This window comes from Candidatus Cloacimonadaceae bacterium, from assembly GCA_030693415.1.
Lineage (GTDB): Bacteria > Cloacimonadota > Cloacimonadia > Cloacimonadales > Cloacimonadaceae > JAUYAR01.
The window spans coordinates 33527-48498 of the sequence record JAUYAR010000152.1 but is presented as its reverse complement, the minus strand read 5'-3'; the positions used below and the strand labels follow the sequence as shown (position 1 = coordinate 48498).

General features: G+C 47.8%; 7 protein-coding genes. 5 read left to right on the top strand and 2 right to left on the bottom strand.

The features are described from left to right. Positions 1 to 423: 423 nt before the first annotated feature. A complete protein-coding gene (locus Q8M98_09550) occupies positions 424 to 2886 on the bottom strand; it encodes a glycogen/starch/alpha-glucan phosphorylase (GenBank protein ID MDP3115007.1) in 2463 nt (820 codons plus the stop codon). A 164-nt stretch (positions 2887 to 3050) separates the two neighbouring features. Between Q8M98_09550 and Q8M98_09545 the strand changes: the two genes are divergently transcribed. The 5 genes from Q8M98_09545 to Q8M98_09525 all read left to right on the top strand — a co-directional run bounded on the left by Q8M98_09545 (position 3051) and on the right by Q8M98_09525 (position 11777). Next, complete coding sequence (locus tag Q8M98_09545; GenBank protein MDP3115006.1) at positions 3051 to 3500, top strand: C-GCAxxG-C-C family protein; 450 nt, start codon at positions 3051 to 3053, stop codon at positions 3498 to 3500. Between the two features lie 108 nt (positions 3501 to 3608). Beyond that, positions 3609 to 5624, top strand: a complete 2016-nt coding sequence (locus Q8M98_09540) for a RecQ family ATP-dependent DNA helicase (protein MDP3115005.1) — start codon at positions 3609 to 3611, stop codon at positions 5622 to 5624. 30 nt (positions 5625 to 5654) lie between these two features. Next, on the top strand, positions 5655 to 6791 hold the full coding sequence (locus Q8M98_09535; GenBank protein ID MDP3115004.1) for a DNA-processing protein DprA: 1137 nt from the start codon (positions 5655 to 5657) through the stop codon (positions 6789 to 6791). A gap of 97 nt (positions 6792 to 6888) precedes the next feature. After that, positions 6889 to 8106, top strand: a complete 1218-nt coding sequence (locus Q8M98_09530; GenBank protein MDP3115003.1) for an exonuclease SbcCD subunit D C-terminal domain-containing protein — start codon at positions 6889 to 6891, stop codon at positions 8104 to 8106. 8 nt (positions 8107 to 8114) lie between these two features. Then, positions 8115 to 11777 (top strand): AAA family ATPase, encoded by a 3663-nt coding sequence (locus Q8M98_09525; protein MDP3115002.1) that lies wholly within the window; start codon positions 8115 to 8117, stop codon positions 11775 to 11777. Here Q8M98_09525 and Q8M98_09520 read toward each other — a convergent pair. Next, a complete protein-coding gene (locus Q8M98_09520; GenBank protein ID MDP3115001.1) occupies positions 11774 to 14227 on the bottom strand; it encodes a DEAD/DEAH box helicase family protein in 2454 nt (817 codons plus the stop codon). The two genes, Q8M98_09525 and Q8M98_09520, sit on opposite strands and share 4 nt — an antisense overlap. Between the last annotated feature and the right edge of the window lie 745 nt (positions 14228 to 14972).

The window sequence follows — 14972 nt, the reverse complement described above, 5'->3', positions numbered from 1 at the left end:
CGCAAATCAGACCGTTTTCGACATCCTCAATAACACGCATTTTAAAAGCCATGCTATAACGATTTACGGGCTTCTTTTCTTTCATTTTCTCTTCTCCTTAGAAGTTGATTTGGTGTCAACTTTTTTAGGACGGGACATCTTTCCCCTTTGCATTACGGAATCAATACGGACTCATTACGGACTAAGTCCGTATTGACTCCGTAATGCTAACGGGGAAGGTAGCGCAGCATGCCGATGCCGGGGAGGTGGAAATGTAGCGCAGGATGCCGATGCTGCGGAGTGGAAAGGTGGCAAGATGAGATGAGGGATGTGCAGTGTGCTGATGATTGTTTCTATCTGCGTCAGCTTATCTCATCTCTTATCTCTCATCTCTTACCCGTTTCCCCTTCCCTCCGGGAAACTATGGGTAAATATAGTCTCTGATTACTTCACTCCCCAGATCTCCGTGGCATAGCGTTTGATCGTTTCATCGGAAGAAAATCTGCCCATATTGGCGATGTTTGCCAGCGACATTTTATTCCATAAGGTTCTGTTCAGATAGGCTTTGTCCACATTCTCCATGACACGTATGTAATCCAGCAAATCGGCGATGATGCAATAATCGTCGCCTTGATAGAGCAAGCGGTTCACCAAGGGTTGAAAAAGACCCGGTAGCAGGGGGGAAAGCTCGTCGGCGGTGATGAAATCGAAGATGCGCTTGATCGTTTCATTGGCGTTCATGATTCCATAAGGGTGATAGCCGCTCTGCTTGAGGGCTTGCACCTCACTGTCCTTCATGCCGAAGAGGAAGAAATTGTCCTCTCCCACCGCTTGGCGGATCTCGATATTGGCGCCATCGAGGGTGCCGACTGTGAGGGCGCCGTTGATGGCAAACTTCATGTTTCCGGTTCCCGAGGCTTCGGTTCCGGCGGTGGAAATCTGTTGGGAGATTTCGGAAGCGGGCATGATTCTTTCCGCCAGGCTCACCCGGTAGTTTTGCAAAAAGACGATCCGGATCAGTTTGAGCAGATCCTTATCCTTTTCCACATAAGCCGCGATGGCGCAGATGAAACGGATGATCAGCTTGGCGATATAGTATCCCGGTGCCGCTTTTCCGGCAAAAAAGAAGGTGTGCGGATGCATATCTTTCCCCTTGCCGTCGCGGATGCGGTGGATCAAATGAATGATGTGCAAGGCATTGAGCAACTGCCGTTTATACTCATGGATGCGCTTTGCCTGAAAGTCGAATATACTCTCCGGATCGAGCTTACGATGGTGGATATCCCAATAGTAGGCGGCGAAATCCTCTTTATTTGCCTGTTTGACCTTGCCAAGCTCTTCGAGAAAAGCGGAATCTCCGGCGAAATCATTAAGTTTGGTCATAACTTCGATATCTTTCAACCAGGTTTCGCCAATGGCTTTGGTGATCAGATCGGTTAGGCGAGGATTTGCCAAAAATAGCCAGCGACGGGGTGTGATGCCATTGGTTTTACTGTTGAAACGCTCCGGATAGATATGGTGGAAGTCCTTGAAAATCTTGTCTTTAAGTATCTGGGTATGCAGTTCTGAGACCCCATTCACGCTGTGCGAACCTACGATCGCCAGATGCGCCATGCGAATGGATTTGATCGGCTCTTCCACGATCAGCGAGACATTGCGCAGAGTGGCGTCATCGCCGTTTCCGGTAAGACGGATGCTATAAAGAAACCGGTGATTGATCTCATAGATGATCTGCAAATGACGCGGCAACAAACGATGGAAGAGATCAACCTGCCATTTTTCCAGGGCTTCCGGCAGAATCGTGTGATTGGTATAGGCAAAGCAGCGTTGCGTTATCTCCCAGGCGCTTTCCCAATTCAGTTTCTTTTCGTCCACGAGGACGCGCATCAGTTCCGCAATGGCGATGGCGGGGTGCGTGTCGTTGAGTTGGATGGCGACAAATTCCGGCAGCCGGTTCAGATCAGTGATCTTTTTTGCAAAACGCCGCAGGATATCTTGCAAAGTGGCGCTGACGAAGAAATACTCCTGTTTGAGCCGCAGCTCCTTGCCGCACATCTTGTTGTCATTTGGATAGAGCACCTTTGAGATCATCTCGGAGTTGTTTTTATCCGCGACCGCCTGGACATAGTCCCCTTCGTTGAAATAGCTGAGATTAAAATCGCGGGTGGAATTTGCCGACCACAGACGCAAGGTGTTGACAAAGCCGTTCTTATAGCCTGGGATAAGATAGTCGCAAGCCATTGCCATCACATATTCGCTGTGAATCCATTGCATGGATTTGTGCCCTTTGTCATCAATCACTTCCTGCACGTGTCCACCGAAATAAACGGGGAAGAGGTGTTCCGGATGCTGGATCTCCCACACGGAACCATAGCGCAGCCAATTGTCCGGGGTTTCAATCTGCTCGCCGTTTTTGATACGCTGAAAGAAAATGCCGTATTCATAGCGGATGCCATATCCATAAGCCGGAATCTCAAGGGTTGCCATCGAATCCAGAAAACATGCCGCCAAACGTCCCAAACCTCCGTTTCCCAATCCGGCGTCCCATTCCAGTTCACAGATCAGGGAAAGATCGAAACCCATCTCGGACAAGGCTTTGATGCTCTGGCGCTGCAGATCAAGATTGATTATGGCATTTCCCAAAGACCTGCCGATCAGATATTCCATGGAGAGATAATAGACGCGTTTTCTATCCGAATGATAGGCAGCGGGTTGCGTGACCAGCCACCGATCCAGCAGGATGTCCCGAATGGTGGTGGCAAAGGCGAGATAACAGTCCAACGGAGTGGCGGAATACTGATCTTTGCCGCGGTTATATTTGAGATGATGGACAAAACGGGTGATAATCTCCGCGGACGAACCATCAAGGTGCGTGGTGCCGATCATATCTGTAAGAGCCTGATTCATCGCTTCCTCCTAAAAGGGATATGCGCTATCAAATAACATAAGCGTTTTCATCTGAATTGCCATCGGAAAAATGCCAAATTCCGCGCGTCAGTTGTTGCTGTTTGAGAAATATCTTGACACGAAACATGTGCATCAAGAGCATGGAGATTCCTATAGGAGGAAGAGTGTTATCATCAAAAAAAGTAATGAATGCCATAACGGATCATGCCAACGGTTTTAACTGTGCCCAAGCAGTGTTGATGCAATTTGCCAAGGATTTGGGATTATCGCGCATAGCCGCAAGTAAGATTGCTTCTTGTTTCGGAGGAGGAATGCGCATGGGACGAACCTGCGGTGCCCTGACAGGCGCGTTGATGGTGTTGGGTCTCGGCTTTGGATTTTCCGAAGCCGATCAGCTTAGCAAACAGAAAATTGAGGAGCGGACGGAAGAATTTACCGCCAATTTCAAAATCTTCAACGGCAGCACCGAATGCAAGGACATCATTGGGATGGATGTGTCCAAACCCAAAGCCAGGGAAAAAGCCATCCGGAAAGGACTCTTTGAAAAAAAATGCCCGCTGTGTATCGCCAGCTCGATCCTCTTGCTGGAAAAGTATTTAGAATCGAAAGGTTAGAATGTGGCATCATTGTCGTCGGTGAGCTTAACCTGGAGATTCTATCGAAATCGTTCTCAACCCGTCCAGCATCATGGAATTAGCAATTGAAAAAGGGGCGTTGAAGCTATGGATAGAGATCAAGCCGAGAAGATTCTCAAATCTCGCTTTGGGTTGGATCACTTCTACGATGAGCAATGGATAGCCATCTCCCGTATTCTGAGGGGGGAAAGGGTTCTGTTGATCGAACGGACCGGATATGGGAAATCTCTGTGTTTCCAGTTTCCGGCTGTGCAGTTTGCTGGTCTGACGGTCGTCTTTTCTCCTCTTATCGCACTGATGCGTGATCAAGTGTCAAAACTTCAAGCATTGGGAATCGCCGCAAAGTGCATCAATAGCAATCAAACCGTTGAAGAAAATCTGGCGGTCATTGCCGAGGCGAAACAGGGCTCCTTGAGTATCCTCTATATAGCTCCGGAACGCCAGGAAAACTCCCTATGGCTGGAAGAAGTGCGAAACATGAAGCTTGCCATGGTAGTCGTGGATGAAGCGCATTGTATCTCGGTATGGGGTCACGACTTTCGTCCCGCCTACAGAAGGATCATCAATCTGGTCAATCTCCTCCCAAAGGGACTGCCGGTATTGGCTACCACTGCAACTGCCACCAAGAGGGTTGAACGAGATGTAGCTTCACAAATCTCTGGCGACCTGAAAGTGATCCGCGGTAATCTGGTGCGAGATAATTTCAAATTGTATGTTATCGATGTTGCCTCAGATGATGACAAGCTGATCTGGCTCGGACAGAATATAAACAAGCTAACCGGGACAGGTATAATATATTCCGGAACCGTAGTTGAAACAGAAGTCGTCAGTAAGTGGTTTGAGTATCTTAATATTCCATGCAGATCATACAACAGCAGGTTAGACACTGAATCCAGGATCGAGGTGGAACAAGGGATGATCAACAACACCTGGAAATGTGTGATCTCGACCAATGCTTTAGGTATGGGAATTGATAAACCTGATCTCAGATTTATCATCCATACCCAATTTCCCCAATCTCCAGTGCATTATTATCAGGAGATTGGCCGTGCGGGTAGAGATGGATTACCCACGGTGATCATTCTTTTATACAATCCATCTGATCGAGATCTGCCTGAAGCTTTCATCGAGGGCGCGAAACCTGCAACCGCAAAATACGAACAAGTGATCGCAGCCTTGCAAAGCGAGATGCTGGGGGAGCGGGAACTGATGAAAAAGACCAATCTCCGCCAAACCCAAATCAGAGTCATCCGTGCTGATCTGATGGATCAGGGAATTATCAGGGAAGTGTTCATCGGCAAAACCAAGCGATATGAGTATGTCCGCAATGCCAAACCCTTTGATCCCAGCCAGTTTGAAGAGCTGAGAGCAGCGAAAATGAAGGAATTGGAAGCCATGATGGATTATGCCGAATCCACCCAATCCCGGATGTCATATCTGTGCAATTACCTCGGTGATAGCGACGGAAGGAACTTTGCGAATTGCGATAACACCGGGCTACCCAAACACAGGATCACGCATACTCCGGAGTGGTCTACCAAGCTGGAGCGATTCCGTGAAAGCTACTTTCCGGAACTCGAGGTCGAGACTAAAGGCAGCAATCTGATCAATGGGATAGCAGCGTCCTATTACGGGGTTTCCAATGTCGGCTCCGCCATTCATCGCAGCAAGTATGAGCAGGGCGGTGATTTCCCGGACTTTCTGATCTCCCTGCTGCTCAAAGCGTATTCTAAAAGATTCGGGAAAGACAGAATTGATTTGATACTGTACATTCCGCCCTCTATTTCAGGCGATCTTGTCCGCCACCTGGCGGAGAAAGTTTCATTTACCCTAAAAGTTCCGATCTCCCATGATCTCACCAAGATCAGGCATACTCACGAACAGAAGGCTTATGAAAATTTCGCCCTCAAAGCCGAAAATGTGTCAGGCGCTTTTATGCTGAGCAATCCCGACATTGTCAGTGGCCGGTATGTCCTGCTGATTGACGATATCTTTGACAGCGGCGCCACGATCAAGGAAGTGGGGAAATACTTGACCAACTGCGGTGCTGCGATGATTGCTCCGTTAGTATTGGCAAAAACTGTGGGTGGGGATAGATTATAAGATGATAATTACTCAAACAAAGGATGATAGATGATAAATCATGCCGCTTACTGGATCACGATTGCTCATCTTCAGCGCTGGACGAATGGCCGAATTAATGCCCTGATTAAAGCCATCTATTTTGACAATAACTCAGATTTGGAGGCGTTCTTTGCTCTCGAAACGGAGGTCTGGAAGAGCGTGTATTCACTGGAAGAACATTACTGCGCCTCGCTGTTAGAGGCTAAAGAGCAGATAGCCAACAATGCATTTCTTGCGGAGAGTCTTCTAAATCAAGGCTTCGAGCTCATCCCGCTCAATGATCCGGATTATTCACCCACTTTAAAGGAGAACCTGAAACTCGCGTATTCGCCACCGGTACTATATATAAAAGGAAACAAACAACTACTGAAGGAGGATTCCATAGCCATTGTGGGATCACGAAACGCAAGTGCACAAGGTATGCAATTTACTGATAACGTTGCCAAAAGAGGCACTGATAACTATCAGGTGGTCGTCAGCGGATTTGCCAAGGGTATCGATAAAGCCGCTCTGGATTCCACACTAAAGTATAATGGTCATAGCATCATTGTGCTTCCCCAGGGTGTGCTGACCTTTGGATCAGGCTATAAGACCTACTATAAACAGATCATTGAGGGAAATGTGCTGGTTCTCAGCACATTTCACCCCAAGGCGCCTTGGAAAGTGGAACTGGCAATGGCACGGAATCCCATCATCTATGGCCTGGCAAAGCACATTTATGTGGCTGACTCGTTCAATTCCGGTGGAACCTGGTCGGGAGTGAGGGACGGACTTCGTAAGGGACGGATAATCTATGTCCGCAAACCGGAGGAAGGTGAAGCAAATGCCAATGATCTGCTGATTTCTATGGGCGCCAGGGAAGTAGATTTCTATGGTGAGCTATTGGCAGATCAATCGACTGCTGAGAACGTATCACCCGATAATGCGTCAAATGAGGATATCCTCGATAGGATTCTCTACTTGATTACTGACAAGGCTCTCACAGCGAAAGAAATCTGCGATAAGCTCAATTGCGGCTGGACCTCTATGCGAATGACCAAATTATTAAAAAAGACAGACACCGTGGAGCAGATAAAAATTGGCCGGGCAAACAAATACAAAGTTAAAAATGCAAATGATGCTCAGCAGACAATAGATTTGGATTAAATCCCGATTCATGAAGAACCCAAGTTTTTTAGACTAAGTACCCAGCAGTTTGAATGAATAGAGTCTGTAATTTGTAAATAAGTAATAGGTAAAAGAAATGAGATTATTGCATACGTCGGACTGGCATCTGGGATGCAGCCTCTTTGGCAGGAAACGATACGAAGAACAGCTGACCTTTCTGGAGTGGCTGATCGAACTGGTCCGGGATGAAAGGATCGACATTTTGCTGGTCAGCGGCGACGTTTTCGATTCCTCCTCGCCTAGCAATAGGGCTCAGGAACTCTATTATAATTTCCTCCATCTGGTTAATCTCACGGATTGCCGCCATGTCGTCATCATCGGCGGAAACCACGATTCCCCAACTTTGCTCAACGCTCCCGGCGAATTGCTGAAATATCTCAATATCCACGTTGTCGGATGCATGACGGATTCTGCGGAAGACGAGGTTTTGCTTCTTAAAGATGATGCAGGCAAAGCCCAGTTGTTTGTCTGCGCTGTTCCCTTTCTCAGGGAGCGGGATCTGCGTTTTGTGGAAAGCGGCGAATCGATCGCGAACAAAGAGGAAAAGCTGATCGCTGGGATTAAAAAACACTATCAGGACGTGTTCACGCACTCTTTTTCGCTCGCCCAAAAACTACCGGTGATCGCGATGGGGCATCTTTTCGCTAAAGGGGCTAGTTTGAGTGATGGCGAAGCGGTGCGGGACCTGTATATCGGCAATCTGGCACAGGTTGCGGACAGCGTTTTCCCCAAGGAGTTGAGCTATATCGCATTGGGGCATCTACACAGGCAGCAAAGCGTGGGCAAGCGGGCGAATTGCCGCTATTCCGGGTCGCCGATCCCCCTTTCCTTCAAAGAGGCTGAGTCTGATAAACAGGTGCTCATAGTCGATATCAAAGGCGCAAAAGCGACCATTAAAGCAGTGAAAGTACCGCAAACCGTCAAGCTTGTCCAGATCGATGGTGATTGGGACGAGATCAACAGGGTGCTGGAATCCCTGCTCACGGAATCGCTTCCCTGCTGGTTGGATATAAACTACACGGGTTTTGACCTGCGGTCTGACCTGAAACAGGACGTATTGGACCTGATCGAAGACAGTGACATCGAACTGTTGCGGCTCAGAAACGAGCGCATCACACAGAAAGCTTTGTCCCGGCAAAAACTGGAGGAAACCTTGGATGACCTCGATCCCCAGGAGGTCTTCAAACGATGTCTGGAACGGCACAAGATCGAAGCGCCCCTCGCGAAGGAGCTTTGTGCCTGCTACAACGAGGTCCTGCAAAGTCTGGCGGATAGGGACGCAAACGCGGAGTGAGGTAAGAAATGAGGATCCAAAAACTGAGATTTAAGAATCTGAATTCGCTGGCAGGGGAATGGGAAATCGACTTTTCCCACAAGGTTTTCACCGAAAGCGGGATATTTGCCATCACCGGACCCACAGGAGCCGGGAAATCAACCATCCTGGACGCTATCTGTTTGGCCTTGTATGGCGAAACTCCGCGCTTGAGCAGGATCAGCAAGGGCACGAACGAACTGATGTCCCGCCGGACCGGAGACTGTTTTGCTGAAGTGGAATTTAACACCAATAAAGGCAGTTTCCGGTGTTATTGGAGCCAGAAACGCGCACGCAACAAACCTGGCGGCGAACTACAACAGCCCAAGCACGATATCTCAGACGTAGGAACTGGCAAGCTGCTGGAGGAAAAAACCACCCAAGTGAAGGCCAAGGTCGAAGAGGTCACCGGCATGGATTTTACTCGTTTCACGCGGTCCATGCTGCTGGCACAAGGAGGTTTTGACGCCTTTCTGAAGGCAGATGTCAACGAACGTTCTTCAATCCTGGAAGAGATCACGGGAACCGATATCTACAGCGAAATATCCATAGAAGTGTATAATCGGAAAAACGCACTGCAGAACGAGCACAAAGAACTGCTTGCCGCCTTGGGGTCCATACAACTGCTCAGCAGCGAAGAATGCGTGGAACTGCAGGACAGTCTGACGCAGTCCAAGCAGGCAGAAAAAAAAATGAAAGAAAGCCAAATAGAGATCGCCGCCAAGCTAAAATGGGCGGAAAACATCGAGCGCCTGAAAAGTGAGATTAGGACACAAGAAAACCGCCTGAAAGATGTTGAGAAAGAGATCCATATATTCGCACCGGATCGTGAAAAGCTAGATAAAGCGCGCCGGGCGCTACCTTTGAGACCGGATTTACAGGAAATCGAATCCTGGCGGTACCGCTTGCAGGAAGTAATAAAGGAACAGACTGAACTTCAGGAAAAGGAAACCAATCTGATAGCTGAACAGACAAAGTTAAAACCCGAATTGGAGAAACGGCAAGTAAGTCTCAAACAAGCGGAAGCGCAGAATCCGGACAAGCAAAAGCTGTTCAACAATATCCGCCAGTTGGATAGCGGGATTAAAGTACAGAAAAAGAGCGTCGCAGTGCAGAAAGCGGATCTCAAATCCAGAATCAAAAAGCTTAATGAACTCGGAAAAGAGATGGCTCAACTCGAGCAGGAAATCATGGACATGGAAAAGGAACAAGATAGAGCAGAAAAATATCTCACTGAACACCCCGAGGATGCTGAATTGATGTCCTCGCTCAAAGCCCTGGTAAACCAATTTGAACAGCTGCGGACAATTCAGAAGGATATTATTAAGTATCGGGAAAAGTGTCAAAAAGCCGGTACGACCGTCAAACAGGCGGAATTGAACAAGATACAAGAGCAGATCGGATCCGTTGAAGAGGAACTGCGTAAGCTGAATATAGCACTTGATTCGGCGGGCAAAGGGCTTACCGAACTCCTATCCGCAAATACCCTGGCGGAATACAGGTCGCTGCTGCAGGCGGCGAACCGGAGGGCAACGGCTCTGGGCGCGCTACGCGCCAGCTATGAAAGCCACGGGAAAGCGCAGGTCAAACACGAACAGACAGAAGCCGCGATTTCCAAGGACAAGATAAGCTTAGCCCAGCTTGAAGCTGAACTTCAGGGATTAAACAAAGACAAAGAGACAGCTGATGCAATGGTGCAGGATAGTATGGAGAAGCTGAGGCACACCAACAAGATACTGGACCTTAACGATGAACGCATAAAGCTGCAGGAAAACACACCCTGTCCCCTCTGCGGTTCAACCGTGCATCCCTTTGCCACAGCGGAATTACCGGATACAGACCTACAGGAAACGGCCCTGGAGCAGGCTCAAGTCGGATTGAAATCCATCGAGTCAAAGATCAGGAAACTGGAAAAACTGCATGGTGAGACCGCGGCCAGGCATAAGCTGAATCAGCAATCCCAGAAGGAAAGCAACGTGGAATCTATGGGCAAGTATCTGGCGGAAAAAAGCGCGCAATTGGGAATCGTGGATGTATCGGATGCTATTCTGGAAGAATTACAAGAACAGAATAGCAAGTATATTGAAACCCTGGAATCGTTGATCAAACAGGCTGAAAGACTGCATACCAAACAGGGTGAACTACAGAAAAAGAAACTTGAGTTACAGACGCAACTGGACGCGCAGAAAGAGAAACGCAGGAAAACCGAGCTAGAGTTTCAGTCGATCAAGGAACAATTTGTCCAATGCTCCACCACACTCAAGGAGCTACATGACAGCGAATTTACCCAGCGTAAGAAACTCACGGAGGAGTTAACGCCATTCGGGTTGGTACTGGACGGACAGTATGATCCACAACTGCTCATCCCCATTTTGGAAACCAAAAAAAATACCTGGGAGCAAAGCATTTCCCGGGCAAAAAGCCTCCAGACCGGGATCCAAAAACTGAGGGCAGTATTAAATGGCAAAAAGCAATTGTCGAACAGCCAGCAACAGGAGATCGATACTATCAAGGCAAGCCAAAAGCGGATGGAAAAGGAATTGAAGGACAATACGGAGAACAGATACCGGCTGCTCGGAAATACCAGCGTTGAGGAGGTTGAAACGGACTGGCAGAAGGAACTGATGAATTTGAGGACAGATCTAAGGGAATCGGAATTGTTAAGCGAACAAAAAGCCACGCTGATTCATTCCAACGAAGAGCAAGCGCGGAAATCAGCCAAACTGATCGCTAAGCTGTCTCCAGCACTGCAAAAGGCAGAAGAAAGCTTTCTCAAGGGTCTGCAAAAGAATGGCTTTACCGGGATCGAAGAATTCCTGGCATGTCTCATCGACCAAGACAACCTTAACGAGCTTCAGCAGAGAGAGGAGTCGCTAACTTCAAAACAGAAAAGGATTAACGCTCAGATCTCCGAAAACTCCATTATGTTAAAAGCGGAACAGGGGAAAAAGCTTTCCGAAATAGAATGGACAGAATTGCAGAACGAAGCAAACGATTGCCAGTCCAGAATAGACAGTGCTAACAGGGAGCGTGGTGCTCTGGAAACAAAGCTCAACGAAAACTCCAAACAGCTAAGGACGCACGTAGAACAAATCCGGAAGATCAATACTCATAATGAGGTTCTAAACCGCTGGGAAAAGATGTATGAACTCATAGGTTCCGCGGACGGAAAAAAATACCGCACTTTTGCCCAAGGGATCACCTTCGAGTTGCTGATCGCCCACGCCAATGTCCAGTTGCAGAAGCTTTCCGACCGCTATCTGCTGATCAATAGCGACAATGCCCCTTTGGACCTGTATATCATAGACGATTACCAGGCTGGCGAGATCCGCACAGTGAAAAATCTCTCGGGCGGAGAAAGTTTCATCGTCAGTCTGGCGCTTGCTTTGGGGCTGTCAAAAATGTCCAGCAAAAACGTGAGCATCGATTCCCTCTTTCTTGATGAAGGCTTTGGTTCCCTGGATGAAGACAGCCTGGAAATCGCCATGGAAAACCTTGCCGCTTTAAACAACGAGGGAAAGTTGATCGGTATCATCTCACACGTTGCCGCCATCAAGGACAGGATCACAAACCAGATTCAGGTAATCCCGCAAGCTGGCGGAGTCAGCCAGCTCAAGGGAATTGGGTGCAGAGCCATAGCTGATGCTAATTAGTTACAGTCCTCGGTTATTTTATACCCCATCCCCGCATAACCCTTTATCCTCTTTCTATACATAGCAGCTAACACCGGCTCCTCCCGATCAACGTAATCGTAGATTATGACTTCGGTTTTATTGTCGTGAGTTCTGTGTAGCCGTCCGGCATACTGCTGCAGGGTTCCTTTCCAGGATATGGGCATTGTCAGAAACAGCGTATCCAGCCTGCTGTCATCAAAACCCTCTCCAATGTATTTACCTGTCGCAATGATCACCCTTTCCTCACAGTCCGGAATGGAGTGAATCTTATCCATCACTACCATGAGCTGTTTTCTGCCCATACCTCCTCTCAGCGAGATGACATGCTTCGAAAACCCCGCAAGTTTCTCGGCAAAGAATTCAACATGAGCGGTGCGTTCAGTAAGAATTAATGGACTTCTGCGGGCAACAATGGCAGTGATGATGTCGTCAAGGATCAGATCATTTCTTGCGCGGTCATCAACCAATGCCTGATAGATGTCCGTGATCTTGGGGTCTGCGCTGATCAGATGATCTGGCATTTTGAAGTTTGTATAACGCACTATCACTTTATGGCTAAAGGCTCTGAATGCAAGCTGAGATTTCGAATCAACCCTATAGCGGATAGGACCGCATTGCATCGTAACTATCGGATGCTGACCGTCTTTGCGGATCGGGGTGGCTGTAAAACCATACACATATTTTGCTTGGGCTTCCTTGAGAACTTGCTCAAAGCTGAAGGCAGAAATATGGTGACATTCATCTACAATCACCATGCCATAGTCCTGAACGTATTCCTTCACTTTGCGCTCATGATAAAGGCTTTGGATGATCGCTACGTCTATCTTCATTGTTCTCTTTTCCTTGCCCCCTCCAATCTCGCCTACTTCAGCATCTGCAAGGAAACACTTCAATCTCTCTATCCACTGCTGCATCAATTGGCGTCTATGAACTACAATCAGAGTACTTGTCTGCCTCTGAGCAATCATCCAGATTGCTACAACTGTCTTGCCAAAGGCGGTGGTGGCAGAGAGTATTCCACTCTCGTGTTCGAGTAGCGTTTTACCTGCCAACACTTGCTCCGGGCTTAGCTTGCCCATGAAATGAACCTCAAGTTTTGTGCCGGCATTTCTTTGATCTTTGATCAATGGTTCGATATGTAATTGGTCGAACAGCTTGGTCAAATCTTCTTTGCAGCCTCTGGGGACAGCCAAGTATTTATCGCTTTCGCTGGATAAACTAATGATTCTGGGGATATTGTAGATCGGCATCCTCATCGCCTGAGCCCGATAAAACTCCGGATTCTGAAAAGCCGCGAGTCTGATGATCCGATTCAATAGCTTTGGCGGCAATGATTCTTTTTCGATATAGACCATGTTGCTGAAAACAATCTTTACCTGTGATGGTAAAACGCCGTAACCATCTCTATCAGGGGGTGCTTTCTCCCAGGGAGGCAGCTCTTCCTCGGTTGATGCTACAAGTTTGCCGATCGGACTGTGATTCGCAGATAACGCTTTAAGTAAGTCACTCAATCTCTGTTGAGTGAGCTTCTCAATATGAGCCAAGTGCTTCCACTGATCTTCAAGCGGCTTCAAACTCTCGTCAACAAACATGCTGTTCCCATGTTCTCTGGCTTGTTTCTGTAAAGGCAGCGCGATGAGGTTTCCAAATCCTCCCTTGGGCATTGTATCTTGATTTGGGAAAATCCTGTCATAGGAATCAAGTCCGATTTGATGCCTCCGTTCCATTGTCGCGGTCAAGAGTGCAGTGCCAAACTTCCTTGCAGACGATGCTGCCACGGCATCTTCAAAGAATACCCAAACGTGTGCTCCATTGCCCGATCGGGACTTTTCGACGTAAGCCGGTATTGTATAAACTGAGCAAGTTTCCATCAGAGCAAGCACGTCTTCCCTCCACTCCTTTTTATCGAAGTCAAAGGCGAGGAAGAAACAGGTATCATCGTCCAGCAAGGGATAAACTCCTATCACAATCTCGCCCTTCAGATGTCGGTATAGCTGCCTTATTTCCAGCGGAATCATCTTTCTATTTTCGCAATTGGCGCAAGCAATTTTCTTGTATTTCCCACAGACCCCAAGTTTCCAGTCATTGATACAGGCTGGAGAGTATCCTGATTTGTTGTCCTTGCCTGTCCACCGCATAGCAAACACGTCTTCTCTGCCGCGAAACAGGTTTTTGAACAAAGTAACTTTCTTTTCCGGAGTTGAAGAGCTATTGACCGATGCCGGTGAATCAGGGATACTCAATTCATTTTTAGGTTGGTTAATGCCATTTTCTCCCGTCAGATACGATGTTTGTGCGTCATGAGTTGCATTCTCTTTCTCGTGCGTGATGAGTTTGTTCTTTAGTTGTGCGTTTTCTCTCTCAAATTCACCAATCCTGATGAAGGCTTTTCTCAATTGCTCATGTATCTCATTCTTACCAGATGTCATACTTTCCTCATGCTAATAAACTATGCGATTACCATGGTTTAGTCAATTGCTTTATGTTTGATGAATAATTGGCTGTGCCCGCGCCTGTTCAAATTTCTCAACATATCAATGGAGAATTGAGATTGGACTGGTGATGGACTGGTGGTGGATTTCCCCATTATTCCCCATTATTGTCTTTTCCAGTGTGGCGGCAAGCCGCTCTACCACTGGACAGCGTTAATCAAGCGTAATAAAACTAACGCTTGATTAACGCTTGATTAACGCCGTGGAAGAGGTAAAGTAGCGCAGCATGCCGATGCGGCAACGATGATCCATACGATGATCCATACGATGATAAAAAATGATAAAAAACGATGATCAAGATTTGGCGCTCATGCCGAAGCGGAAATAGACGCGGCTACCCATTGGGATGCCGAACTCCGATTCGGCTGTGGTTGCAAAGCTGTGGGGAATCGGAATTCCCCACCCCACTCCCGCAGCATCGGCATGCTGCGCTACATCTCACTCATTGAGAAGGGCGAGACCGGTTGAGGCAAAAACCATAAACAGATAGGGCAGCGATTTTTATCTTGACGATGATTACCTCTCCCTTAAGTTGGGATCGTATTGCTTTAGCAAGCGAGTCTTGGTGACCTTGCGTCAATATCAAGGGAGAAGAGATGAATCGAAACCAGAAGGCAGATTCCGAGCATCAGCGTATTCAAGCTGATTCGCAGCCATGTGGCACATCCAAGCGAGCCAGTTT

Bases quoted from the DNA above. Each gene is read 5' to 3' on its own strand.
- Q8M98_09525 (MDP3115002.1), top strand. From the start codon at position 8,115: ATGAGGATCCAAAAACTGAGATTTAAGAATCTGAATTCGCTGGCAGGG.
- Q8M98_09540 (MDP3115005.1), top strand. From the start codon at position 3,609: ATGGATAGAGATCAAGCCGAGAAGATTCTCAAATCTCGCTTTGGGTTG.
- Q8M98_09535 (MDP3115004.1), top strand. From the start codon at position 5,655: ATGATAAATCATGCCGCTTACTGGATCACGATTGCTCATCTTCAGCGC.
- Q8M98_09520 (MDP3115001.1), bottom strand. From the start codon at position 14,227: ATGACATCTGGTAAGAATGAGATACATGAGCAATTGAGAAAAGCCTTC.
- Q8M98_09530 (MDP3115003.1), top strand. From the start codon at position 6,889: ATGAGATTATTGCATACGTCGGACTGGCATCTGGGATGCAGCCTCTTT.
- Q8M98_09550 (MDP3115007.1), bottom strand. From the start codon at position 2,886: ATGAATCAGGCTCTTACAGATATGATCGGCACCACGCACCTTGATGGT.